Genomic DNA, 23,113 nt, shown 5'->3' with positions numbered 1-23,113 from the left:
CTTCGTTACACGCCAGCTGCTTGCACACACGCCGATGTCTTCCCGGCGAAACATAATTCGATTATTCGTGAATCATGGAATCAAAAGAAGTCGTTCAAGGCCTCGCCGCACTGGCCCACTCATTGCGGCTGGAAGTATTCAGGGCCCTGGTGGTCGCCGGCCAGAGCGGGCTCACGCCGGGCGTGATACAGGCGGCACTGGATGTCCCTCCCGCCACCTTGTCGTTCCATCTCAAGGAACTGACGAACTCAGGGTTGGTGACCCAGGAGCGCGCGAGCCGCAACCTCGTCTATCGAGCGGCCTACGAAAACATGAACGCGTTGCTCGGCTATCTCACCGACAACTGCTGCCAAGGCGCCGCCTGCGCGGTCGAAACGGCGGATGTTCCCTGCAAATTCTGAACCATGACGACCAACGTTCTCATCCTCTACCCACAACTCGGCGCGCAGCGTGCTGAGCGAAGGCATGCTGAATCACTGGGCAAGGGCGTTTGGCAGGGACGTCCGCGCGTACAGCGCCGGCAGCGCACCGAGCGGCCGGCTCAATCCCTTCGCGTTGGAGGCGCTCGCCAACGCCGGCGTCGACAGCACAGGCTACCGGAGCAAGAGCTGGACGAGTTCACTGGGCCGGAAGCGCTCCAGATGCGCATCGTCATCACCGTGTGCGATAGCGCAGCAGCCGAGACTTGTCCCTACTGGCCGGGGAGCCCGGTCAAGATGCACTGGGGCTACGCGGACCCGTCGATCGCCTTGGGCGGCGACGACGGCAAGCGTGTGGCCTTCGAACTCACGCGCCAAGCGGTCGGCTACCGCATGCTGCAGCTCCTGCAGTTGCCGCTCGAATCGATGAGCGATGCCGAGCTGCAGCAGGCGCTCGAAGGCATTTCGAGGAACTAGGTGAGCAACGTGGGCGGCATCTTCCGAAAGCTGTTTGCCGAAGCCCTCGGCACGGCGCTTCTGCTCGCAGTGGTCATCGGCTCGGGCATCATGGCCGAGCGCCTGGCTGGTGGCAACGTCGCCATCGCATTGCTCGCGAACACACTGGCCACGGTCGGCGGGCTGTACATCCTCATCGAGGTGTTCGGCCCCGTGAGCGGCGCGCATTTCAACCCGGCGCTGTCACTCGTCATGGCGGCCCGCGGCGCAATGCAACGTTCGCTGGTGGCGCCCTACATCGTCGTCCAACTGGCCGGCGCGATGCTCGGCGCCTGGCTTGCGCACGTGATGTTCGATGCCACGATCTTTCAGCTCTCGACGAAGGTTCGCAGCGACGCGGGCCAGTGGATTGCCGAGGCGGTCGCGACTGCGGGCTTGCTACTTGTGATTCTGCGCGCCCCGCCGAGCCGGGTAGCCGCCATGGTGGCGTGCTATATCGGAGCCGCGTACTGGTTCACGGCTTCGACGTCCTTTGCTAATCCCGCAGCAGCATTCGGCCGGATGTTCAGCAATAGTTTTGCCGGCATCGCCCCATCCAGCGTGCCGGGCTTTGTGGTTGCGGAACTCGCAGGCGCTGGCATCGGCCTCGCCATTCACAGGGCGCTGAGCCCGGCGGCTGGCGTCGCTCTTCACTCGCAGCAGGAAGCTTCGACGCCAGCCATTTCGGACAGCGCCGACGCTGGCCATAACTCACTGCAATGGCCAATACCACCATCTTCCCGGCGCTCAACACGGAACTGCTCGACGTTCCGACGCAAGACCGCCTGGTCGCACGCCAACCGTCACGCCATCGACCGCGTTTCCTGATGCTCTATGGCTCTCTACGCGAGCGCTCATTCAGTCGGCTGCTGACATTCGAAGCTGCGCGACTTCTCGAGGCGATGGGTGGCGAAGTCAGAGTGTTTGAGCTACTACGACCGCGTCGTCGACGTAATGGAAGAACTGTTCAAGTTCACGCTGCTGACGCGTGACGTCAGCCCTTACCTGGTCGACAGGTACAGCGAACGCAAGGAAAGCGCCGACGAGCTGTCGAGGCGCGTGAATCAGCGCTCCATCTGACCCGACTCAACGCGTCGACCACCAAATTTATCGGATAAGCTGTCGTCAAATATCGATATAAATCAACGACTTAGCGCATACAAAGCGGCTTATGTCAGATGAGATGCGGGCTTCTTCGGTTCTAAAGCTGGCCGCATACCTGATGTCGCATTGGAGGTATCGATCGGGCCATTCTCCGCGTGCTCCGAGAGGACTTCCGCAGGAGTTGCAGGAGATCGGTGCGATGGTGGGCCTGTCGGCTACCAGTTGCTGGATGCGCATCGAGAAGCTCGAATCGCAGGGTGTCATCAAGCGCTACACAGTCGACCTGGACCTTGCCAAGCTCGGCTACCGCGACTTTGTCATCGCCTAGCTCACGCTCCAGGGCAAGAATGTTCAACCGGTGAAATTAGTCGCCGGCAGGCGGCACGGAAGAAGGGTGTGCCGGTCGGGTAATAATCAGATCTGAAGCCTTCTAGGTCCCCAGTACGCGGATGCTAGGGCGCGTGCAATAGTGCAGGGATGCGGCGCCGCCCCGGCCTTGCGCTTGTTTGCTTTATCCCGCCCCCATCGAAAGTGAGTTGACTCGCAGCCCGGGAGGGCTTCCGCTCGCAGAGACTGGTGTCGCCAGCGATGCTTGCCATCTTGTTCAGCCTCAGGCAACGGCGCTTCGGCGCTGGTCGGACACCACGTCTTGCTAAGCTTGACGTCGATCGATGAATGTAATAACATTGTTGCCACAGGAGTAGCTATGCAAGTCACCATCCGAACCATTGGCAACAGCAAGGGTGTTGTACTGCCCAAGCCGCTTCTCGCACAAGCCGGCCTCGGCGATGACCAGACAGCGCAAATGACAGTCGAAGACGGCGCCATTGTCCTTCGCAAAGCGACCCTGCCACCGCGCGCAGGCTGGGCTGAGGCCGCGAAGATCCTAGCGGCGCAGGGTGGAGACGAGTTGGCAATGGGCGAGTTCGGGAACGATGCAGACGCGGAGCTGGCTTGGTGAAACGCGGCGAAATCTGGCTGGTGAACCTCGACCCTACCGTAGGCAGCGAAATCAAGAAGTCGCGCCCTTGCGTTGTGGTGTCGCCTTCAGAGTTGAACGACCATCTCCGCACGGTCATCGTTGCACCGATGACCTCGAAGGGCTTTGCGGCCCCTTTTCGTGTTGCGATAACGCACGGCGGCACCAAGGGCTTGATCCTGCTAGATCAGGTCCGGACAGTAGACAAGGCGCGCTTGGCCAAGAAGTTGGGCGCGGCTTCCACGAAGACGTTGGCGGCGGCCTTGAGCACGCTGCAGGAAGTTTTCGCGGAGTAAGTGCAAAACCTTCGCGCCGCGCCCGCAGATTGAGACCGAGAAGGCGCACTTGCATGGCCGCGCGGCAATGCATGTTGTCTAAGGCGAAGCATAGGTCGACGCATCGCGGCCGGCCGCGAGACATTTCCATCGTCTTTCCACCCGCGATCTCCCGCATCGCTTGCGGAATGCACAGGGCTGCCGTGATCCTAAAGCCGTCGGCGGTCGTCGGCTGTTGAGGGACCGACGAACGAGCGCACGACCAGCGCGGAACGCCGGATTGATGCGCGGCGCCTGCCCTCTTTTCATTCGGAGATTGCGCACCTCTCTTATTATCGAAAGTAAACAGGGCAAGAGGAGCAGAGCATGGATTCCAGAAGTTCGAGCGTTGAATTCCAGCCGCGCACCGGCGGCCGCGGGATCCAGGAGGCGCAAGTCTGGGAAGCCGCGGACGCGCTGTTGCACGAAGGGCTGCGCCCGACGATCGAGCGCGTGCGGCAGAAGATCGGCAGCGGGTCGCCCAACACCGTGAGCCCCATGCTCGAGCGGTGGTTCGCCACCCTTGGCAAACGGCTGGCGGGACGCAGCAGCATCGCGGCCGAAGGCGAGGGGCAAAAGCTTCCCCTGGCGATCGTGCAGGCCGCCCAACAGTTCTGGGAGGTCGCTCGTCGGGAAGCGGACCAAGTGCAGGTCCAGAGGACCGAGGCCGCGCGCCGCGAACTTGAGCTCGAGCGCGGTGCCCTGACCGAAAGAGAAGCAGACCTTCGGCAGCGCCAGGCCTCGTTCGAGCAGGCCCGCGTCGCGCTTGATGAAGCGCTTGCATCCTCCCGCCAGGCAGTCACGGCCATGGAGGCCCAGATGCACACGCAGCAGCAGGAATCCGCTCGCCTGCTCGCTGCCTACGAGGCCGACGTGCGAAGCCTGCGAAAAGCCCTGGAGGAGGCAGTGGCCAGCAAGGAAGCCCTACGTGAGAAGTCCGCCATGGAACTTGGCGCTGCGCACCGCGACGCGAAGGAAGCAGAGCAGCGCCATGTGACACATGAACGCCGGCTTCTCGCCGACGTCGATCGCGAGCGGGTCGCCGCGCGCCAGGCGGCCACTGACTTGGCAAAAGCGCAGAAGTCCAATGCTGTAGATCTCGAGGCCGCCCGCGGCGCCGAGCAAGCAGCCAGGCAGGCGCTCCAAGCCGAGAAGGCCGCGCACAGCGATGCAGTTGCCACGTGGTCCCGCAAGCAGCAGGAAGTCCAAGTCGAACTTGCCACCCTTCGAGAGCGAGCTGCCGGGGCAGAGCAGCGTGCGACGGACCTTGCCGCACAGCTGCAGCACCAACAGCAGCAGTCGGAGCGCGAAAGCGCACAGCTACGCGAAAGCCAGGAGGCGACGGCTGCTGCTCTGCGGCAACTCGAAGCGCGTCGCGCGTTGGCGAATAAGAAGCCTCAGACTAGCCGGGCGGCGAAGAGCAGAAGGCAACCAAACGACGACTGAGCCGCCCAGAGAGTCGTAGCCAGCGACCCATTTGCGCAACGACGCCACGTTCACGCCCTGGGCTGCTGCCGTCGCGAGTAAGCCGCCGCCTCCTTTCCTGTACGCCTTGACTGCGTCGAGCTCCTGCTTGTCTGTGTACCTCATCATCCCGTTTCCCTAGATTCGTCCAAGTTTGGGGGTCAGTTCAAGCATCAAGGCAAGATGGTTGTGGTTTAATGACATAGCGACATGTCGTTTGTTGACAATCCGACCACGACACCCGAAAGCGTTCGAATGACGACCAAGACTTCCACCAACGTCCCGAAGAAAGCGAGCGCCGACGGCGAACCCGGCCGCACGGACGCCGAGGCACCGGCGCGCACCAAATCCAGCCTGCGGCAACTCCAGACACTTCCCGAGCAGATCGCGGAGCTGATCTTCACCTCCATTGCCAACGGCGAGTACGCCCCAGGCGAGCGCATTCGCGAGGAAGCGCTCGCGGAGCAGTTCGAGGTCAGCCGTGGCCCTGTGCGCGAAGCCTTGCGCATCCTCGAGAAGGACTCGGTCGTGCGCATCCTGCCCAATCGCGGCGCCCACGTCACGCAGCTCTCGATCAAGGAAGTCGCCGACATCTTCGAGATCCGACGCAAATTGTCCGGCACGATGGTCGCCCGGCTCTCGGTCGAGGAGGCCGCACGCTTGGCGGCGGCGATCGACGCCGACGTTCGCGCGCTCGACGCCCTGGCCCAGGACCCGGACGGCGCTGCCGACTACTTCCAGACATCGTTCAGCCTCAGCCGCGCGTTGCGCGAGGCTTGCAGCAATGAGCGCTTGGCCGAGATCCTGGCCTCCCTGTCGCGGCAGACCTTGCGATATACCCAACTCGGCCTCGCCACGCCGGCGCGGCGCAAGGAGTCGGCGCGCAACTGGCGCGCCATGCAGAAGGCGCTGAAGGCCGGCAACGTGGACGTCGCCGCCGAAGCGACCGAAAAGCTGGTCGAGGATTCGAAGCGCGAGGCGATCAAGCAACTCGAAGCGCGCCAGGCCCCCGGCAACGCTTGAGAAGGTCCGCGGCCCTCGGCTAGTCGCCCAGGCCGAGGACCATCACCATATAGGCCGACATCACGAGCCCGCCCGCCTGCATCAGGCAGTTGCGTGCCTCCGGCACCTGACGCTCGCCGCATTCGCCGCGCAACTGGCGCACCGACTCGATCATCAGCGGCATGCCGAACATGCCGCCGTGGTTGAAGGAGAGTCCGCCGCCCGATGTGTTCATCGGAAACGCGCCGCCCGGCGCGATGCGCCCGCCCCGCACGAAGTCGCCGCTCTCGCCGCGCTCGCAGAATCCCAGCGCCTCGAGGCCGACGAGCACGTTGATCGTGAAAGCGTCATAGATCTGCACGAGGTCGATGTCGGAATGGCGCAGGTCGGCCCGCGCCATCGCCAGACGGCCCATCTCGGCGAGCACGCCGTTGTCGATCCAGTCGTCGGTGCCGAAGGGCGTGGCGTGCTGGATGTACTGCTCGGCAAATCCCTGCACGAGCACCGGCGGGCGGGCGAGGTCCCGGGCGCGTTCGGCCCGCACCAGCACGATCGCGCCGGCGCTGTCCGTGACTTGGCAGATGTCGAACTTGCGCAGCGGGTCGGCGATCATGGGCGCGGCCAGGTAGTCCTCCATTGAGAGCGGCGAGCGCGCGATGGCGCTCGGATTGAGCTGCGCCCAGCGCCTCGCCGCCAGCGCGACTTCGCCCAGGTCCTCGGCGCGCGTGCCGTAGCGGTGCATGTGCAGCCGAGCCTGCATCGCGTAGAAGCCGATCGGGCTCAGCATGCCGTAGGGCTGAATGAACTGCCCGGGCGGCATGCGCGCATCCTGCGCGTGTCCCCCGCGGGAGCGGCTGCGATCCAGGCGCTGCGTGCTGCCGTAGGTGATCAGTGCCGCATTGCACAGACCCGCCTCCATCGCCGCCATCGCATGCGCGACGTGGGTGAGGTTCGACTGGCCGCCGACGACGGTGCTGTCGACGTAGCTCGGCTTCAGGCCCATGTACTCCGTGACGAGGAGTCCGGCCGCGCGATCGTCCCAGTGGGCGAACACGCCGTCGATGTCGCCGGGCTTCAGCCCGGCATCGAGGATCGCCTGCCGAGCCGCCTCGCATTGCAATGACAGGGCAGTGTCTCCGGCCTGGGCCTTGCCCATGCCGGCCTCGCCGACGCCGGCAATGGCGTAGCGCCCACTCAGAGCCTTGGGGTCCATGGCTGTCCCTAGACCCGTGCCGATTCGGCGGCAAGTTGCGCGCGAACGTCCTTCTTGAGCACCTTGCCGACGGGGCTGCGTGGCAGCGTCGTCCAGAACTCGACCTGCTTGGGCGTCTTCAGGCTGCCGAAGCGTTTCTTGCACATGTCGATGATCTCCTCGGCCGTTGCGCTGGTGCCTTGCTTGAGTTCGACCACTGCGGTGAGGCGTTCGCCCCAGTCGGCGTCGGGCACGCCGACCACGACGCAGTCCTGCACGGAGGGATGGCCCCAGATCACCTGCTCGATCTCGCTCGGATAGATGTTGAATCCGCCAGAGATCACCATGTCTTTCTTCCGGTCCACTACATAAAGGAAGCCGTTCTCGTCGAACACGCCGATGTCCCCCGTGTGATGCCAGCCGAACGCACGCGCCTCGGCGGTGGCTTCGGGGTTGTTGTAGTAGCCGGGCGAAACCAGGTCGCCGCGCGCGACGATCTCGCCGCGCTCGCCGATGCCCACGATGTTGCCGTCATCGTCCATCAATGCCACTTCGCAGGCGCCGGAAGGCCGTCCGGCGGAGGCGAGGTGCTTGTCGAGTTCGGGGTCGTTGTGCACGAAATGGTCCTTGCGCGAGAGGCAGGTGATGACACCCGGCACTTCCGACTGGCCGTAGCTCTGCATGAACACCTGACCCCACCGGGCAATGCCTTCGCGCAGCTTGTCGACCGACATCGGCGCGGCGCCGTAGAGAACGTACTCCAGCGAAGAACAGTCGCGCGTGGCCGCATCGGGGTGGGCGAGCAAGCGATAGATCATGGTCGGCGGCAGGAAGATGTGCGTCACGCGCTCGCGCTCGATCGCCTCCAGGATCACGGCCGGGTCGGCCGAGGCAGCGATGACGTTGCGAGTGCCGAAACGGGCCAGCGCAACCATCGTGGCGCCCGCGGCGTGCGTCAGCGGTGCCACGACCAGGTGCACCGGGTCCTTGCGCGGTGGCGTGAACTGGTTGGTGATTCGGTAGGCCGTCTCGAGCGAGCGATGGCTCTGCATGATCGCCTTCGGCCGTCCGGTGGTCCCGCCGGACGACTTGATGAGCGCGATGTCATCGGCTTCGCGCCGCACGGTCACGCGCTGGCCGGCGAAGTTCTTCACCCACTGCGCAATGTCGTCGCCGTCCTGCTCCAGCGGCTCCGTCAGGCCGATGATGCGCTTGAGCGTGGGGATCTCCTTTTTCAGGCGTTCAAGGTGTGGCGCGTACTGCGAGTGGCAGATCAGCACCGCGATTTCGCAGAAGCTGGCGAACCAGATGATGTCCTCGATGGGATCTCGTGCGTTGAGCGGCACGAAAACCGCGCCGCTGCGCATCACGCCGAGCATGGCCGGCAGGACCATCGGGTGATTGGGCGACAGCACACCGACATGGGTGCCCGGCTGCACGTCGCGCACCAATGCGGTGGCGACAGCGTGCGATGCGCCTTCGGCCTCGCTGTAGCTCATCTTCACGTCGCCGCCCTGGACGAAGACGCGGTCGGGGAAGGCCGTGACGCCGGCGTCGAAAGAATCAATGATCATTGTTGTCTCCAGTATTCGGTGATGGTTTGCGTGGCCGCGCTGTCAGGGATTGGCCTGATCGGCCGGATCGGCCCCCGTGAGCCGGAACATCGGCAGGGCGATCTCGGTGCTCGCGCGCTCGAAGCACACCTGCACGCGCGCGCCGATCGCGAGCTGATCCAGGTCGGAGGCGACGACGCCCGCGAGCATGCGCACGCCCTCGTCGAGTTCGATCATCCCGATCGCATAGGGAACTCGCGTTTCGAACGCCGGGTGGCCCGCTACGTGGCACACGGTATAGGTGTAGACGTGCCCGAAGCCGCTGGCCTTGACCCATTCGATCTCTTCCGACAGGCATTGCGTGCAGAAGCGGCGCGGATAGAACTGGTGGCGCGCGCAGGCACGGCAGTACTGGATTTTGAGCGTGCCTTCGAGCGCCGCGTCCCAGTACTGGGCGGTCTCGGCAGTGGGGATCGGCACGGGCCGCGCCAGGGTCGGGTTCGTCGGCTTTTCCTCTGTTTCGCTTGCGGTCAGGGCCATGGGATTGTCTCCGTTCGGACGGGTGTGCCGCCTCGTTGGCGCAGCACTTTGCTGCAATGCCCCGATTTAATCATGGGCACATTCAACTTGTCAACAATCTTAATGTCGAGTAAAGTTCGTCTATCGGCACTCCGCTGCAACCCAGAGGCACACATGACCACTGAGACAAAAATCCGCTCCGAAATCACCGGCACCGTCTGGAAGATCCTGGTGAAGCCCGGCGACGTCCTTCAGGCCGACGACACCATCATGGTTCTCGAATCCATGAAAATGGAAATTCCGGTCATTGCCCCTGAGGCCGGCCGGGTGGTCGAGCTGCTCATCGCCGAGGGCGCTCCCGTACGCGAGGGCCAGGAAATCGCGGTCTTCGAAGAGGCATGAGCGCCGTGAACACCAGTGTCTCCTTGACAGCGCCCTCCAGCTACGAAGACCAGCGCGCCCACCTCGACGCCCGCGTCGGCGCTGCCCTCGCGATGGGTGGTGAGGCCAAGCTCGCCAAGCGCCGCGCCAGCGGCCACCTCAACGCCCGCGAGCGCATCGACCATTTGGTCGACGCGGGTTCGTTCAGCGAGACCGGCATGCTCGCCGTCTCGGTCCTCCCCGCCGATCGCGACAGCTCGCCGGCCGACGCCAAGATCACTGGAACCGGTCGCATCGAGAGGCGGCGGGTGGCGGTGGTTTCGAACGACATGACAGTCATGGGCGCATCGTCCTCGGCCATCAACATGCGCAAGATCGCACGCCTCAAGGAAACGGCCACCCGCAATGGGATGCCGCTGGTCTTCCTGGGCGAATCGAGCGGCTCGCGAGTGCCCGACAGCCTGGGCGCCGAGGCCATGGCTTCGGCCGGGCAGGACCCGCAGCAGTATTGCCGCCGCCGAGAAATCCCCTGGGTCAGCGCGGTGCTCGGCCCGTGTCTGGGCTCATCGACCTGGTACACCTGCCTGTCCGACTTCGTCGTGATGCGCAAGGGCGCTTTCCTCGCGGTGTCGAGCGCAAGAGTCACCTCTCTCGCGATCGGCGAAACCGTGGATCCCGAAGAGCTGGGTGGATGGAAGCTGCACGCCGAGCAGACCGGCCTGGTGGACAGGGTCGTCGGCAGCGACGCGGAAGCGTTGGCGGAGATCCGCCGCTTTCTCAGCTACCTGCCGTCGCATGCGGGTGCCCGGCCGCCGAGCCTCCCGGCCGTCGAAGCCGTCGCGCCCGACGCAAACAAGTTGCTCGAACTCGTGCCTTCCGCGCGCAGCAAGACCTACGACATGCGCAAGGTCATCGCCGGCATCGTCGACGAAGGCAGCTTCTTTAATCTGAAAGACCGCTTCGGTCGCGCCGCCGTGACCGGACTGGCGCGGCTGAACGGCGAGAGCGTGGGCATCGTCGCGTCGAATCCGATGTTCAAGGGCGGCGCAATGGATCCCGAAGCCTGCCGCAAGGTCACTGCGTTCCTGGTGATGTGCGATTCCTTCAACATCCCCATCCTCTTCCTGGTCGACACACCGGGCTTCCTGGTGGGCATCGAAGGCGAGCGCAAGGCCGCGCCGGCGCACATCATGAACATGATCCATGCCGTGCAACTGTGCAGCGTGCCCAAGCTGTCGGTGATCCTGCGCAAGAGCTACGGCCAAGCCTACATCAACATGGGCGGCGGCCGCAACAGCGATGAAGTGGCGGCCTGGACCAGCGCCGACGCCAGCTTCATGGATCCGCAGATCGGGGTCAGCGTGCTGCACGGCATCAAGCGCGAGGATGACCCCGAGCGCTTCGATCAGCTGAAGTCCGAACTGGCGCGCGACACCTCGGCCTACGCACTGGCCGGCGCCTTCGGCGTGCAGTCGGTGATCGCCCCGCAGCAGACCCGCACCTGGCTGATCGGCGCGCTGGCTACGCACCGCCGCGAGCGCGACGGCGGCATCGGCCAGCACGAGATGCGCTCGTGGCCGACCTATATCTGAGCGCATTGCGCACCCGCGCCAGCAAGAGACAACCCCGAGAGACAACCCCAGAGACAACCCCAGAGACAACCCCAGAGACAACTGCCATGAATCCCTCCCTCCCGGCCAATGTCGCCATCCCCCTTTCCACCGACCCGGCCCGCACGTCGCGCGTGTACGCGTGGGCGGTCTTCGCGCTCACCTTCGGCCTGATGCTGTCCGACTACCTGTCGCGCCAGGTCATTGGCGCGGTCATGCCGGCCCTCAAGGCCGAGTGGGGTCTGCTGGACTCGCAACTCGCCATGCTGGTGAGCGTCGTCTCGCTGGTGGTCGGCTTGTTGACGGTGCCGATCTCGCTGGTCGCCGATCGCTGGGGACGGGTCAAGAGCATCACGCTGATGGCTTTCGTGTGGTGCCTCGCGACCGTGGCCTGCGGGCTGGCGCAAAGCTACGGGCAGTTGCTTTGGGCGCGGGCGTTCGTGGGTCTGGGCGAGGCGGCCTATGGTGCCGCGGGGGCCGCGCTGCTCGTGCATGTTTTTCCCGTGAAGCAGCGCGCCGCCGTATTGGGAGCCTTCCTGTCCGCGAGCCTGTTCGGCTCGGTGCTCGGCGTGGTCCTCGGAGGCGCCGTCGCGGCCCAGGCGGGCTGGCGCATGGCCTTCTTCGTTGTTGGGGCGCCGGGCCTCTTGCTGGCCTTGATCTATCCCTTCGTCGTGCGCGACTACAAGACGGTCGCCTTGACCCCCGAGAGCCAGGGCAATGCTGCCCCGCAACGATTGAGCATCGCCCGGATTGCGCGTGAAGTGTTTGCCGCCCGCTCGGGCAACTTTGCCTACCTCGCGAGCGGCCTGCAAATGGCAATGCCGGCGATGCTGATTGCATGGCTTCCGACCTTCTTCATCCGCTTCTACGGCATGGACGTGAAGAAGGCCGCGATGATGGCCGGCGTGGCGGTGTTGGCCTCGGGCATCGGCATGATCTTCGGCGGCGGCATGGCCGACCGGTTGAGCCGCAATCACCCACGTCGCCGGGCCCTGGTGCCGGCGGCGTATTCGGTGCTGACCGCAGTGATCCTGATCATTGCGTTCGCACTGCCGCCCGGTCCGTTGGGACTGGGCCTGGTCTTTCTCGGCGCGTTGTTCGCCGCCGCGCACGGAGGCTGTTCGGGTGCCATCGTTTGCGATGTGACGCACCCCGGTGTGCGCGCGACGGTGACGGCGACGATGACCCTGGCCAACAACCTGATCGGCCTCGCGCCGGGTCCGATCATCGTCGGGGTGCTCTCGGACCTCTTCGGCCTGAAGGTCGCCCTGACCGTGACCCCGGTGCTGGCGGTGGTAGCGGCGATCTTCTTCATCCTGGTCTCGCGCGGCTATGAGGCCGACGCGGCGCGCAACCGGACCAGAAGCACGCCGGAAGTGGCCTGAACGCGCCCCGCACGACCTTTCAACGCAACTCCTACCGCAGGCACATTCCCATGAATCTCTCCCTGACGCTGACCCGCTGGCGCGAGCCCGCCCGCACGAATTTCCACGGCATCCTGATGTCGGTGGTGGTCGCGGCGGCCGCCATCTCGCTGGCTGAGCATTACCACGTGTCGGCGATGCTCTTCGCCTTGCTGCTCGGCATGGCACTGAACTTCCTCTCGACCGAGGGCCGGTGCGTTCCGGGCATCCAGTTCTCCGCAAGCACGCTGCTGCGCATCGGCGTGGCGCTCCTCGGCGTGCGCATCACCCTGGCGCAGATCACGGCCCTCGGGGCCATGCCCATCGCGATGGTCGTGCTGTCGGTGGCGCTGACCATCGGCTTCGGCATCGTGCTGGCGAAGATGCTCGGCTATCGCAACCGGTTCGGCGTCCTGACGGGCGGCGCCGTCGGCATCTGCGGCGCCTCGGCGGCGATGGCGATCGCCGCCGTCATGCCGGCGCACCAGGACGACAACGTGAAGGAGCGTGCCACGATCTTCACGGTCATCGGCGTCAGCACCCTATCCACCGCCGCGATGGTGCTCTACCCGATGATCGTCACGGCGCTCGGCTTCGGCAGCGAACACGCTGGCATCTTCCTGGGCGGGACGATCCACGACGTGGCGCAGGTCGTCGGCGCGGGCTACGGCATGTCGAAGGAGACCGGCGACGTTGCGACGATCGTGAAGCTGCTGCGCGTCGCGATGCTGCTGCCGGTGATCCTCGTCATCACGCTGTCGTACCGAAAGCACCACGTCGCGGGCCCGGCCGGCTCGAAGAAGCCGCCGTTGCTGCCCTGGTTCGTCGTCGCTTTCGCACTGCTCGTCGCCATCAACAGCGCCGGCCTGATTCCTGCGGCGCTGCAGCAAGCGCTTCAGACGCTGTCGACCTGGCTGCTGGTCATCTCGATGGCGGCCATCGGCATGAAGTCGCACCTGAAGGACTTCGCCACGGTCGGGTTGAAGCCGATCCTGCTGATGGTTAGCGAGACGGCCTTCCTGGCGATCCTCGTGGTCGCATTCATCTTCCTGGCTCGCTAAGGCGGCCAGGATCAGATTTTCTCTATGAAGAAAGGCCAGAGGGTGACGTTCATGATGAATTCACAGGAAGCACTGCAGCAACTTCAGGAAGGCAACGAGCGCTTTGCGTCGGAAGTCCACAGCGGCGAGCGGTTCATGCAGCGCATGCGACGCGCCAGGACCAATTTCAAGCAAAGCCCGTTCGCGATCATCCTGGGCTGTTCCGATTCACGCGTGCCGGTCGAGATCGTGTTCGACCAGGACCTGGGCGATCTGTTCGTCATCCGCGTTGCCGGCAACATCGTCGCCCCTTCGCAATTGGGCAGTGTCGAGTTCGCTGCCGAGGCATTCGGCACGCCGCTGGTCGTGGTGCTGGGCCACACGCACTGCGGCGCGATCCTGGGAACGCTGGAGCGGTTGCGCCGGCCCGCCGAGGCTCGCTCCCCGCACATGCGCTTCGTGGCCGAACGCATCGAACCAGCCGTCGCCGGCCTGCTCGCGCCGGAACTCGGCTACGACCGGGAGACGCTGATCCGCAAGAGCGTCCGGGCGAATGTGCAGCAGTCGGTCGAGCAACTGCGCCGTGGATCGAAGCTCCTGGAGCGCCTGATCGACCTTGGCCAACTGCGCGTGGTCGGCGCCGAATACTCGCTGGAGACCGGCCGGGTCGAGTTCTTCGACAGCTAGTCCTGCATCACCACACACCGAACGTGCTTGCCGGGGCGGGCGACCCCCCGTGCACACCACTGAAGACCTCAGGAGCAACACATGACTTTCCACTTTCGCCGCCGACACCTCGGCGCCACCCTGGCCGCCATCCTTGCCGTGCTGGCGGTTCCTGCCGCGCGCGCGCAGGCTTTGCCGGGCAAGCCCCTTCGCATCATCGCGGCCGGTCCGGCCGGGGGCTCGCTCGACCTCGTGTCTCGCCTGCTGGCGCAGGGCTTGCAGAAGGAACTGGACCGCCCGGTGATCGTCGAGCCGAAGCCCGGCGGTGGCGGAGTTCTGGCGGTCAACGACCTCATGCAATCGCCGCACGACGGCAGCACAGTCCTCGTTTCGCTCAACGCGATGGTCAGTGAGATACCCCATGTCGTCAAACTGCGCATCGACATGTTCAAGGAGGTCAAGCCGCTCGCCGAGTTGTCGCGCGCCGGGCTGGTGATGGTGGGCACGCCGTCACTGCCGGCGAAGAACCTGGCCCAGGTGGTCGCTTACGTGAAGGCCAATCCTGGCAAGGTGAGCTACGCGTCCTACAGCGCCGGCACCGTGTCGCACGTGATGGGGCTGCAGCTGAACAAGGCCGCTGGAATCGACATGGTGCACGTCGCGTACAAGGGCACGCCTCCGGCGCTGGCCGATGTGATGGGCGGGCACGTACAGTTGATGTTCGCTGGAATCACGAACTCGCTCCCGCTGATCAAGGGCGGCAAGATCGTGCCCTTCGCCGTCAGCCTGCCCCAGCGTTCGCCCATGCTGCCCAATGTGCCGAATTTCACCGAGCTGGGCTACCCGCAACTCGAGGCGGTCGGCTGGAACGGCCTGTGGGTGACGCCCGACATGCCAGCCGAGATGCAAAACCGGCTGCGCGAAGCCGCCCTGAAGGTCATGGCGCAGCCGGCGACGCTGGAGCGTTTGAAGGACCTGGGGCTGGAACCGGGGCAGCCGCGGACGCCGGACGAACTGGCGAAAGCGCTGCGGACCGACTACGACCGCATCGGTGCGGTGCTGAAATCAATCGACTTCAAGCCGGAGTGATCATGAATTCAAGCCTTCTGACGCGCCGCGCGGCATTGACGTCCATCATCGCGATGATCGGCGCGGTGACGGTTTCTGCGGCCGACGGGGCGTCTTCATCGCCAATCCGCCTTGCGTTGATCGAGAGCATGAGCGGCGCCTTCGCCAACACCGGCGAGGCCGTGTTCCGCAACCTGCTGTGGGCGGTGGAGCGCGTCAATGCGCGCGGCGGCGTCAAGCTCCCGGGCGGTGCGCGCTTTCTGCAGCTGGACCGCTACGACAGCAAGGGCCAGAACGAGGAGGCGCTCTCCGCCTTGCGCGCCGCGATGGACGACGGCGCGCGCATCGTGCTGCAGGGCAACTCGTCGGCCACGGCCGCCGCGCTGATCGATGCGATCGAAAAGAACAACGAACGCGATCCGGCCCGGCGGGTGCTCTTCCTGAACTACTCGGCGGTCGACCCGGCGCTGACCAACGAGCGCTGCAGCTTCTGGCACTTCCGCTTCGATGCGCACGCCGACATGCGCGTCACCGCCTTGATGGATGTCCTGAAGGACAACAAGGCGCTGAACCGCGTCTACCTGATCGGCCAGGACTACAGCTTCGGGCAGGCGGTGCTGCGCGAATCCAGACGGCAGCTCGGCGTGCTGCGCCCGGACGTGAAGATCGTGGGCGACGAACTGCACCCGATGGGCCGCGTGAAGGACTTCGCGCCTTACGCGAGCAAGATCCTGGCGAGCGGCGCGCAGGCGGTCATCACCGGCAACTGGGGCAACGACCTGACCTTGCTCGTGAAGGCCGCACGCGAAGCCGGCTTCAACGGCAACTTCTATACCTTCTACGGCAACGCCCTCGGCGCACCGGCGGCCATCGGCGATGCGGGCATCGGGCGCGTGGTCGCGGTGGCCGACTGGCTGCCGAACGTGCCGACGCCGCAGTCCGAGGCCTTCTACCGGTCCTTCCGCGAGCGCTTCCCGAAAGCCGCGGACGACTACGTGCACATGCGCATGCAGTTGATGATCGAGGCGCTGGCGCAGGCGATCGAGCGCGCCGGCAGCGTCGATACGGTGGCAGTGGCGCGCGCGCTCGAGAAAGCCGATGTCACGCTGGCCGGCCAGAGCGGCCACATGCGAGCGGCCGACCACCAGTTCCAGCAGACCCTGGTCGTCGGCGTCATGGACAAACAGGGCACGCCCGGCGTGAAGTTCGACGTCGAAGGGTCCGGCTACGGCTTCCGTGTCGTGAAGACCATTCCAGCCAGCAAGGCCGAGATGCCAACCACCTGCAAGATGAATCGTCCGGATTGAAGCTGTGCCCCACGCAGTCCTGGTTGAACATGAGGAGATGAGGCCCAATGGCGAAACGTGTCGGAAGCTCACTGGCTTTCCTCAAAGTGAGGGCCTGACGAAATTTACCGATCCCGCCTAGTTTCGTGCAATCCCCTGCGGGACGTTCAGCCGAAGAAAGGAAGACCATGCAGAGTTACTACACCCAGATGAACCTGCCGGAGCCTGTGATCCCGGCGCCTCAATCGTATGCCTTGCTGAAGGGCCAGTCTGCATTGGTGACGGGGGCCAATTCCGGCATTGGCCGCGCCATCGCGGTCGCGCTTGGCAGGGCTGGTGCCGACGTGATCGTCAACTATGTGGTCAATCCCGAAGACGCCGAAGCCGTGGCCGAGGAAATTCGAAGCGGCGGGCAGCGCGCGATCGCCTTGCAGGCCGACGTTGCCGACGAAGCGCAAGTGCAGGCCATGTTCGCCGCGGCGGTGCGCGAGTTCGGTACCGTCGACATCCTCGTGAGCAACGCAGGGATGGAGCGCAACGCGCCGTTCCACGAGATGAGCGTCGCGCAATGGGACGCGGTCATCAACGTCAACCTGCGCGGCGCCTTTCTGTGTGCGCGCGAGGCCGTGCGAGAGTTTCTCCGCCGTGGTGTGCGCCCGGGCATCTCGGTGGCGGCCGGCAAAATCATCTTTACCAGCTCGGTTCACGAGGTCATCCCGTGGGCGGGCCATGTGAACTACGCCGCGTCCAAAGGCGGGTTGATGCTGCTGATGAAGAGCCTCGCGCAGGAGGTGGCGGAGAAGCGCATCCGGGTCAATTCCATCGCACCGGGCGCCATCCGTACGCCGATCAACACCGCCGCGTGGTCCACGCCGGAAGCCTATGCTGAACTGATGAAGTTGGTGCCCTACAAGCGCATTGGGGAGATCGAGGAGATCGGCCGTGCGGCGGTCTGGCTGGCGTCGGACTTCACGGACTACATCGTTGGCACCACGCTGTTCATCGACGGCGGAATGACGCTGTACCCCGGATTCGAAACCGGGGGGTGACCTCAGCCAGGGCCTCACGATCCGGCGCTCTCCCAGATCAACACGCGGGTCTGGCAAAAACGGCGCTGCTGCGTTCACCCAGCCGTCCGGTCCGGCCACGCTGGATGACATTGCCGACGCCGGCGTGGGCCGCTCAACGGGACGTTTGACAACTACATCGCCTTCCGTTGGGAGCGGGCAGGGCGGCCCGTGAGGGAACGCATTGGCGTTCAGCCTGCGTCCGCGTCTCCCATCCATTCGATGGCATCGAAATCGCCTGTTTCCAGCAGCACGGGCCGGTGAGGTGCTCGCGGTAGCGTTCCAGCGCGCGAGCGTTGATGACCGGGGCGTACACCATATAGGCCTCCACAGGGGTGTCCCCCCGCCACAGGAGCCAAAGAGGTCGCGCAGCGGGTCTTCCCCGATCTCGACGACGACCCGCATGACGAAGGGGCCTTCCGGGTAGATCGCGAACCGCACGTGCCGTGCCGAAGCAGTAAATTGCTCCGCTCATTTCCTTTGCCTTCGCTGCCAGCGCCGGCACACAAAACGCATGCCCATCATCCCATTGCATGCCACGCCATGATCCGCCCGGACGCCTCCGACGTCCAATGAAAAGCGGCTTTCCTCTCAGAGAATTGCGGACATCTTTACGTCTGCAGCACGTACTCGCCGGGCGCCGCACACAACGGACGATGGGCACGCGAACCCGGCTTTGCGGGCGCAGCGATCGATGGGCCCGAGCGTTCCTGCATCCAGGCGCGCCAGTGCGGCCACCAGCTTCCTTCCTGGCGCATGGCAGCGCGAGCCCATTCATCGGGATCGGCCTGTCGACTCGGCCCGCTCGAGAAGAAGGCCTTGGGCGCGCCCGGCGGATTGATCAGGCTCTGAAGGTGGCCCGCATTGGCCAGTACGAAGGTGGTGTCGTCGCCGAACACGCGCGCCGTCGCATAGCAGCTTTTCCAGGGCGTGATGTGGTCGGTGATGCCGCCGATCACATAGGCGCCGATGTCCACCTTCGACATGTCGATCGGAACGCCTCGGATGGTCATCGTGCCGGCTTTGACATAGGGATTCTTCTCGATGATGTCCAGCAGGTCCGAATGGAAGTGCGCCGGCAGCCGCGTGGTGTCCGCGTTCCAGGCCAGGATGTCGAAGGCCGGTGGCTTGTTGCCGAGCAGGTAGTTGTTGACCCAGTAGTTCCAGATCAGGTCGTTGGGCCGCAACCAGGCGAACATGGTCGCCATTTCGGAGCCCTCCACCACGCCCTTGCTGCGCGAGCGCGCGCGCGCCGCGCGCACCGCCCCGGGCGAATTGAAGAGGCCCAACGTGGTGTCGTCCATCGCGCGGGCGCCGTCGAGCACGCACACCGCCCAGGAGACGTTGGCCACCTTGCGGTCGCCGATGCCTGCAAGCCAGCCCAGGTAGCCCGCCAGCGTCATTCCGCCCGAGCACGAGCCCCACATGTTGACGTCGGGACTGCCCGTGATCTGGCGCGCCACGTCGACCGCCTCGTCCACCGCCATCGCGTAGTGCTCGAGACCCCAGTCGCGGTGCTCGGCCGTGGGATTGCGCCAGCTGATCATGAACATCTGCACGCCGCTGTCCACCGTCCACTTGACGAGGCTCTTCTCCGGCGCGAGGTCGACCGCATAGAACTTGTTGACCTGGGGCGGCACCATGACGAGCGGGCGCTGGTACACCTTCGGCGTGGTGGGCGTGTACTGAATCAGCTCGAAGGTCTCGCAGCGGTAGACGACCTGGCCGGGCGAGGTCGCCATGTTCTCACCGATCTTGAACGGCGTGCTGTCCACCTGCATCGGCATCATGTGGTTGTGGCGCATGTCGCTCACGAGGTTCTTGACGCCCTTCACGAGGCTCGCGCCGCCGGTGTCGACGACCTTGCGCAGCGCGACGGGATTGCCCAGCAGCCAGTTACTCGGCGCCAACGCATCGGTCACGAGCGCGGTGAGGAACTGCGCCTGCCCCTTCTCGCGCTCGCCCAGCTTGGAGCCGGCGATCAGACTGTTGAATTCGTTGTGCGCGAGCAGGTAGTTCTGCATCAGGCGCTTGTAGGCGAAGTTGCTCTGCCAGGCCGGGTCCGCGAAGCGTCGGTCCTTGGCGTCTGGGGCAAGTTCGGAGCGGCCCTGCACGATCTGGCCGAGGGACTTCGCGTACTTGGCCAGCGAGCCGATCGTGGCACCCGGAGAGACTGCCGTCAGCTTGAGCAGCGATTGCGTGGCCTCCGCGAAATCGGCGGCGCGCAGCCCGAGGAGCGGGTTCGGCGCCAGGGTGTTCTCGCTGGCGCGGGCCACCAGGTCGCTGAGGTCGTTGACCACGGCGATCGGATCGGCCGTCGAGCGGGCGGGTCTCCTGGCCGGCTTCGCCGACGCGGGTGGCGAGTTCTTCGGGGGCCTCTGCGCGGCGGCGGCGGCCGATGCGCCCTTGCGCGCGGATGTCGACGCCGACTTCTTCGCAGCCGGCGGCACGCCGGCCTTGGCGACCCGCCTGGCAGCCGGCTTCGACGTGGAGGTCTTCTTCCTCGCGGGTGCTTTCTCGGCAGCTGATGAACGTGTCGCCATGTCTTTGTCTCCTTGTGCTTCTTCGGGGATCAGGCCATCAGCATGGCCATGGAGTGCGCCACCAGCGCGGGTTTGTCCTCGCCTTCGATCTCGATCGTGTTCTCGGTCGTGAGCAGATGGCGGCCGTTGCCCTTGTCCTCCATGGACACCACGCTGATGTGGTTGCGCACGCGCTTGCCGGCGCGCACGGGCGCGATGAACCGGATCTTGTCCAGCCCGTAATTCACCGCCTGCTTGAGTTGCATGTGCGAGATCAGCACATCGAAGACCGTGGGCGCGAGCAGCGACAGGGTCAGGAAGCCATGCGCGATGGTGCCGCCGAAGGGGCTTTCCTTGGCGGCGCGTTCCACGTCGACGTGGATCCACTGCGTGTCGTTGGTGCAGCGAGCGAACTCGTCGATGCGGGCCTGGTCGATGGTGATCCAGGACGACGACCCGATGCGTTGGCCGATGAGGCCAGCGAGGGATTGGAAGGTGAAGTCGGGAGTGCTCATGGCGATGGAGATTGGTGAGGTCGATGAAAGGCCAGGCACCCCGAAGACTTCAGGGCCTGTCCAGGAATTCGCGGATGGCCGCGACGGATTCATCGGCGCGAGTCATCAGGAACATGTGCCCGCAGTCGAAGACCTTGAGCTCCGACTTGTGGATCAGCTTGTGCATCAGCCGCGCATTGGCCAATGGCACCAGCGGGTCATCGGCACCCGCCATCAGGAGCGTGGGCTGGCGAAGGCCTGGCAGCCAGTGGATGCTGGTCCAGCCCGAGGCGGCCAGCAATTGCAGGTAGTAGCCCAGCTTCGACTTGTACTTGACGTGACGGAACAGTTCGACCGCCAGCACAGGGTTCTTGCGGAAGTCGCCACCGTAGATGTCGCCGCTGATGCTGCGCGAGTACTCGGCGTTCATGTAGCGCTTGGGCGTCGCCATCTTCCACAGCACGCTGGGGCTGGCTGGCACCATCACCACGCCAGGCGCGGTCGCGCAGAGGATCAGTCGCCGGCAGCGTTTGCGGCAGGTGTGGGCGAACTCCTGTGCCGCGGCGCCACCCCACGAGACGCCCAGCACGTCGACTTCGCCGATGCCGAAGCGGTCGAGGATCCGAGCAGCCAGACGCGCGATGCCGCCGAGCCGGTAAGGCCAGCGCGGCAGGTCGGACTGGCCGACGCCCGGGATGTCGAAGATGACGATCTCGCGCTCGGGCATCTTCTCTGCCAACGGCGCCAGCAACTCGATGTTGCCGCCGATGCCGTTGAACAGCAGCAGGGGCACGCCCTTGCCGTTGCCCGGCTTGCGGCCGACGCGCACGTGCATGGGGTTCGATGGCGTGCCGAGTTCCATCATTTCGATGGCAAACGGTCCTGAGGCCGGGGCGGTGCGGCGCAATGCACCGCGCGCGGCGGCGAGACGTTGGAGTGTGACTGTAGACATGGTTCGGATTGTCGGAGCGTGCAGGGCGACGTCGCGCAGCGTGCGACGCAGGATTCACCCTAGCTGGAGTTGGCTCGCATCAGTTCGCGCTCAGCGAGAAGCCGTCGCCGGACAACTGCACCTGGGCCTTGCGCTCGCGCGCCCCGAGGCCGTCCACCAGGTCGACCACCGGGTGCTGGAGACTGAACCGGTCGTCCGTCGCGGTCGGCCCGAGGCCGTTGATCTTCTCGTCGCCGTACATGTAGCGCAACAGCAGCTCGTCGTCGCCGATGTCCTTGTAGCGCTGCCGCAGGCCCGGCAGCACCGGTTCGATGGCGGGCGGCGTCAGCGCCACGTCCTTCGAGCCGTTGCCGATGATCCGGTCCTTCACGTTCGCGTCCACCGGCAGCGGCAGCTCGCCGAAATAGCCGCAGACGTACTTCTTCACCTCGTCCGGCACCACCTTGTAGCGCTCGTTGTTGAGCACGTTCATCACCGCCTGCGCCGAGACGATGGCGGGATAGGGCGTGACCATGATCGGCGAGCCGAGCTCCACGCGCACGCGTCCGATCTCCTCGAGCACGGCAGGCAGCTTGTCGGGCATGCCGGCGAGCTTGAGCTGCGACTCGAGATTGCTCATTGCACCGCCCGCGAACTGCGTGACGTAGTGACTGGGCTCGTACTCGGCGGGGACGCCGACCGGTTGGCCTTCGCGTTCGGCCAGTGCGCCGAAGTAGTCGCCGACCTCGTCGAGAAGGTCGTCGTCGACAGCGACGTCGAAGCCGATCTCGCGCAGGTTGCGCGCGATCATCTGGGCGGCCGGCAGCGAGTTGCCGTTGGCCAGGGGGTCGACCGCGGTCAGGATGCTGTCGGCGCCGTGCACGGCGGCCTCGATCGCGAGCAGCGGGCCGAGCCCGGTCAGGCAGTGGGTGTTGAACTCCAGCCGGGCGCGGTCGCCAATGGCGTTCTTGATCGCCGGCACGAGCGTACGCACCCGTTCGATGGTCAAGACGCCCGCCGCGTCGGCGAGTGCAATGGTCCGGACACCGAAGCGCTCGACGGCTTCGCGCGCCTTGCTGGCGTACAACTCGTCGTCATAGCCGGGCGCGATGTTGTAGCCCAGCAGGTAGGTCACGTCGGCGCCGAGCCGATGCGCCGCGGCAATGCTCGGGGCCAGGTTGTCCGAGCACAGCAGGGCGTCGAAGAGGCCGATCTCGCGGATGCCGTTGGCGATCTGCCGTTCGACGAAAAGCTCGGTGATGTCGTCGGCCACCGGAAAGAAGCCGCGCATCAGGTTGCCGCGCACGGCCGCGCGCAGGGGCGTGCGGCGGATGCGCTGGCTGAGCAGCCGGATGCGCTCGAACGGGTCCTGGTTCAGGAACAGCACGCTCGCATCGAACTGCACCAGCGCGATCGCCTGCATCGAGAGGAAGCCGGCGCGGTCCATGCGCTCGGCGATCGGCAGCATGTGCTCGGTGCGCATGCGGGTGGCCCACAGGCATTGCTGGCCGTCGCGCAACGTGTCGTCGGTCAGGTGGACGGTGCGGCGCTGGCCGGTGCGGGCGGTTTCCGCGGCGACGAGTTTCTTGAGATGGTCGAGCATG

21 protein-coding genes and 3 pseudogenes are annotated in these 23,113 nt (G+C 65.3%); 17 read left to right on the top strand and 7 right to left on the bottom strand.

Going from position 1 to position 23,113, the window contains the following annotated elements; all coding sequences use genetic code 11:
* Positions 1 to 74 precede the first annotated feature (74 nt).
* The 9 genes and pseudogenes from ACSFBL_RS31885 to ACSFBL_RS31845 all read left to right on the top strand — a co-directional run bounded on the left by ACSFBL_RS31885 (position 75) and on the right by ACSFBL_RS31845 (position 5,798).
* Positions 75 to 401 carry an ArsR/SmtB family transcription factor gene (locus ACSFBL_RS31885; protein ID WP_435519823.1) on the top strand — a complete coding sequence of 109 codons (327 nt, stop codon included), beginning with the start codon at positions 75 to 77 and terminating at the stop codon, positions 399 to 401.
* A gap of 3 nt (positions 402 to 404) precedes the next feature.
* Positions 405 to 896 (top strand): annotated as a pseudogene (locus ACSFBL_RS31880) (arsenate reductase ArsC).
* Between the two features lie 9 nt (positions 897 to 905).
* Positions 906 to 1,547, top strand: a pseudogene (locus tag ACSFBL_RS31875) (aquaporin); the annotation flags it as partial.
* Positions 1,548 to 1,633: 86 nt separating this feature from the next.
* Positions 1,634 to 1,994: pseudogene (locus ACSFBL_RS31870) on the top strand (NADPH-dependent FMN reductase family protein).
* A 223-nt stretch (positions 1,995 to 2,217) separates the two neighbouring features.
* Positions 2,218 to 2,346: an Lrp/AsnC family transcriptional regulator gene (locus tag ACSFBL_RS31865; protein ID WP_435519822.1), complete on the top strand. Its 129-nt coding sequence runs from the start codon at positions 2,218 to 2,220 to the stop codon at positions 2,344 to 2,346.
* Positions 2,347 to 2,724: 378 nt separating this feature from the next.
* Positions 2,725 to 2,979, top strand: coding sequence for an AbrB/MazE/SpoVT family DNA-binding domain-containing protein (locus tag ACSFBL_RS31860; RefSeq protein WP_435519821.1), 255 nt, complete (start codon positions 2,725 to 2,727; stop codon positions 2,977 to 2,979).
* A complete protein-coding gene (locus ACSFBL_RS31855) occupies positions 2,973 to 3,293 on the top strand; it encodes a type II toxin-antitoxin system PemK/MazF family toxin (protein WP_435519820.1) in 321 nt (106 codons plus the stop codon). The genes ACSFBL_RS31860 and ACSFBL_RS31855 overlap by 7 nt, the downstream gene beginning before the upstream one ends.
* A 345-nt stretch (positions 3,294 to 3,638) precedes the next feature.
* The gene (locus ACSFBL_RS31850) at positions 3,639 to 4,757 is read left to right on the top strand and encodes a DNA-binding protein (RefSeq protein ID WP_435519819.1); all 1,119 of its coding nucleotides are present in this window, start codon (positions 3,639 to 3,641) and stop codon (positions 4,755 to 4,757) included.
* Between the two features lie 273 nt (positions 4,758 to 5,030).
* The gene (locus ACSFBL_RS31845) at positions 5,031 to 5,798 is read left to right on the top strand and encodes a GntR family transcriptional regulator (RefSeq protein ID WP_435519818.1); all 768 of its coding nucleotides are present in this window, start codon (positions 5,031 to 5,033) and stop codon (positions 5,796 to 5,798) included.
* A 19-nt stretch (positions 5,799 to 5,817) separates the two neighbouring features.
* Here the strand turns inward: ACSFBL_RS31845 and ACSFBL_RS31840 are convergent, their stop codons facing one another.
* The 3 genes from ACSFBL_RS31840 to ACSFBL_RS31830 are packed head-to-tail and all read right to left on the bottom strand — an operon-like array spanning position 5,818 to position 9,062.
* Entirely contained in the window at positions 5,818 to 6,990 is a 1,173-nt protein-coding gene (locus ACSFBL_RS31840; protein WP_435519817.1) for an acetyl-CoA acetyltransferase, read from the bottom strand.
* Positions 6,991 to 6,998: 8 nt separating this feature from the next.
* Positions 6,999 to 8,543 carry an AMP-binding protein gene (locus ACSFBL_RS31835; protein ID WP_435519816.1) on the bottom strand — a complete coding sequence of 515 codons (1,545 nt, stop codon included), beginning with the start codon at positions 8,541 to 8,543 and terminating at the stop codon, positions 6,999 to 7,001.
* A 42-nt stretch (positions 8,544 to 8,585) separates the two neighbouring features.
* Positions 8,586 to 9,062, bottom strand: coding sequence for a Zn-ribbon domain-containing OB-fold protein (locus ACSFBL_RS31830; protein WP_435519815.1), 477 nt, complete (start codon positions 9,060 to 9,062; stop codon positions 8,586 to 8,588).
* 153 nt (positions 9,063 to 9,215) lie between these two features.
* Between ACSFBL_RS31830 and ACSFBL_RS31825 the strand changes: the two genes are divergently transcribed.
* The 8 genes from ACSFBL_RS31825 (at position 9,216) to ACSFBL_RS31790 (ending at position 17,544) form a co-directional block, all read left to right on the top strand.
* The gene (locus tag ACSFBL_RS31825) at positions 9,216 to 9,443 is read left to right on the top strand and encodes a biotin/lipoyl-binding carrier protein (protein WP_435519814.1); all 228 of its coding nucleotides are present in this window, start codon (positions 9,216 to 9,218) and stop codon (positions 9,441 to 9,443) included.
* Complete coding sequence (locus tag ACSFBL_RS31820; protein WP_435519813.1) at positions 9,440 to 11,014, top strand: acyl-CoA carboxylase subunit beta; 1,575 nt, start codon at positions 9,440 to 9,442, stop codon at positions 11,012 to 11,014. Before ACSFBL_RS31825 ends, ACSFBL_RS31820 begins: the two co-directional genes overlap by 4 nt.
* A gap of 86 nt (positions 11,015 to 11,100) precedes the next feature.
* Positions 11,101 to 12,417: an MFS transporter gene (locus ACSFBL_RS31815; RefSeq protein ID WP_435519812.1), complete on the top strand. Its 1,317-nt coding sequence runs from the start codon at positions 11,101 to 11,103 to the stop codon at positions 12,415 to 12,417.
* Between the two features lie 50 nt (positions 12,418 to 12,467).
* Complete coding sequence (locus tag ACSFBL_RS31810) at positions 12,468 to 13,496, top strand: YeiH family protein (protein ID WP_435519811.1); 1,029 nt, start codon at positions 12,468 to 12,470, stop codon at positions 13,494 to 13,496.
* Positions 13,497 to 13,547: 51 nt separating this feature from the next.
* Positions 13,548 to 14,162, top strand: a complete 615-nt coding sequence (locus ACSFBL_RS31805) for a carbonic anhydrase (RefSeq protein ID WP_435519810.1) — start codon at positions 13,548 to 13,550, stop codon at positions 14,160 to 14,162.
* An 81-nt stretch (positions 14,163 to 14,243) separates the two neighbouring features.
* Entirely contained in the window at positions 14,244 to 15,230 is a 987-nt protein-coding gene (locus ACSFBL_RS31800; protein WP_435519809.1) for a Bug family tripartite tricarboxylate transporter substrate binding protein, read from the top strand.
* 53 nt (positions 15,231 to 15,283) lie between these two features.
* Positions 15,284 to 16,516 (top strand): branched-chain amino acid ABC transporter substrate-binding protein, encoded by a 1,233-nt coding sequence (locus tag ACSFBL_RS31795; RefSeq protein WP_435519850.1) that lies wholly within the window; start codon positions 15,284 to 15,286, stop codon positions 16,514 to 16,516.
* Positions 16,517 to 16,704: 188 nt separating this feature from the next.
* Positions 16,705 to 17,544 (top strand): SDR family oxidoreductase, encoded by an 840-nt coding sequence (locus ACSFBL_RS31790; RefSeq protein WP_435519808.1) that lies wholly within the window; start codon positions 16,705 to 16,707, stop codon positions 17,542 to 17,544.
* Positions 17,545 to 18,173: 629 nt separating this feature from the next.
* Here the strand turns inward: ACSFBL_RS31790 and ACSFBL_RS31785 are convergent.
* From ACSFBL_RS31785 to ACSFBL_RS31770, 4 genes are all read right to left on the bottom strand, one after another.
* Positions 18,174 to 20,105, bottom strand: coding sequence for an alpha/beta fold hydrolase (locus tag ACSFBL_RS31785; RefSeq protein ID WP_435519807.1), 1,932 nt, complete (start codon positions 20,103 to 20,105; stop codon positions 18,174 to 18,176).
* A 29-nt stretch (positions 20,106 to 20,134) separates the two neighbouring features.
* On the bottom strand, positions 20,135 to 20,599 hold the full coding sequence (locus tag ACSFBL_RS31780; protein ID WP_435519806.1) for a MaoC family dehydratase: 465 nt from the start codon (positions 20,597 to 20,599) through the stop codon (positions 20,135 to 20,137).
* 49 nt (positions 20,600 to 20,648) lie between these two features.
* The gene (phaZ, locus tag ACSFBL_RS31775; protein ID WP_435519805.1) at positions 20,649 to 21,530 is read right to left on the bottom strand and encodes a poly(3-hydroxyalkanoate) depolymerase; all 882 of its coding nucleotides are present in this window, start codon (positions 21,528 to 21,530) and stop codon (positions 20,649 to 20,651) included.
* A 79-nt stretch (positions 21,531 to 21,609) separates the two neighbouring features.
* On the bottom strand, positions 21,610 to 23,112 hold the full coding sequence (locus ACSFBL_RS31770) for a carboxylase (protein ID WP_435519804.1): 1,503 nt from the start codon (positions 23,110 to 23,112) through the stop codon (positions 21,610 to 21,612).
* Position 23,113 lies beyond the last annotated feature (1 nt).

Origin of the sequence: Variovorax glacialis (genome assembly GCF_051216375.1) — a bacterium.
Lineage (GTDB): Bacteria > Pseudomonadota > Gammaproteobacteria > Burkholderiales > Burkholderiaceae_C > Variovorax.
This window is presented reverse-complemented; position numbering and strand designations above follow the sequence as displayed.

Bases quoted from the DNA above. Each gene is read 5' to 3' on its own strand.
- ACSFBL_RS31885 (WP_435519823.1), top strand. From the start codon at position 75: ATGGAATCAAAAGAAGTCGTTCAAGGCCTCGCCGCACTGGCCCACTCA.
- ACSFBL_RS31865 (WP_435519822.1), top strand. From the start codon at position 2,218: ATGGTGGGCCTGTCGGCTACCAGTTGCTGGATGCGCATCGAGAAGCTC.
- ACSFBL_RS31860 (WP_435519821.1), top strand. From the start codon at position 2,725: ATGCAAGTCACCATCCGAACCATTGGCAACAGCAAGGGTGTTGTACTG.
- ACSFBL_RS31850 (WP_435519819.1), top strand. From the start codon at position 3,639: ATGGATTCCAGAAGTTCGAGCGTTGAATTCCAGCCGCGCACCGGCGGC.
- ACSFBL_RS31845 (WP_435519818.1), top strand. From the start codon at position 5,031: ATGACGACCAAGACTTCCACCAACGTCCCGAAGAAAGCGAGCGCCGAC.
- ACSFBL_RS31840 (WP_435519817.1), bottom strand. From the start codon at position 6,990: ATGGACCCCAAGGCTCTGAGTGGGCGCTACGCCATTGCCGGCGTCGGC.
- ACSFBL_RS31835 (WP_435519816.1), bottom strand. From the start codon at position 8,543: ATGATCATTGATTCTTTCGACGCCGGCGTCACGGCCTTCCCCGACCGC.
- ACSFBL_RS31830 (WP_435519815.1), bottom strand. From the start codon at position 9,062: ATGGCCCTGACCGCAAGCGAAACAGAGGAAAAGCCGACGAACCCGACC.
- ACSFBL_RS31825 (WP_435519814.1), top strand. From the start codon at position 9,216: ATGACCACTGAGACAAAAATCCGCTCCGAAATCACCGGCACCGTCTGG.
- ACSFBL_RS31820 (WP_435519813.1), top strand. From the start codon at position 9,440: ATGAGCGCCGTGAACACCAGTGTCTCCTTGACAGCGCCCTCCAGCTAC.
- ACSFBL_RS31815 (WP_435519812.1), top strand. From the start codon at position 11,101: ATGAATCCCTCCCTCCCGGCCAATGTCGCCATCCCCCTTTCCACCGAC.
- ACSFBL_RS31810 (WP_435519811.1), top strand. From the start codon at position 12,468: ATGAATCTCTCCCTGACGCTGACCCGCTGGCGCGAGCCCGCCCGCACG.
- ACSFBL_RS31805 (WP_435519810.1), top strand. From the start codon at position 13,548: ATGATGAATTCACAGGAAGCACTGCAGCAACTTCAGGAAGGCAACGAG.
- ACSFBL_RS31800 (WP_435519809.1), top strand. From the start codon at position 14,244: ATGACTTTCCACTTTCGCCGCCGACACCTCGGCGCCACCCTGGCCGCC.
- ACSFBL_RS31795 (WP_435519850.1), top strand. From the start codon at position 15,284: ATGATCGGCGCGGTGACGGTTTCTGCGGCCGACGGGGCGTCTTCATCG.
- ACSFBL_RS31790 (WP_435519808.1), top strand. From the start codon at position 16,705: ATGAACCTGCCGGAGCCTGTGATCCCGGCGCCTCAATCGTATGCCTTG.
- ACSFBL_RS31785 (WP_435519807.1), bottom strand. From the start codon at position 20,105: ATGGCGACACGTTCATCAGCTGCCGAGAAAGCACCCGCGAGGAAGAAG.
- ACSFBL_RS31780 (WP_435519806.1), bottom strand. From the start codon at position 20,599: ATGAGCACTCCCGACTTCACCTTCCAATCCCTCGCTGGCCTCATCGGC.
- phaZ (WP_435519805.1), bottom strand. From the start codon at position 21,530: ATGTCTACAGTCACACTCCAACGTCTCGCCGCCGCGCGCGGTGCATTG.
- ACSFBL_RS31770 (WP_435519804.1), bottom strand. From the start codon at position 23,112: ATGCTCGACCATCTCAAGAAACTCGTCGCCGCGGAAACCGCCCGCACC.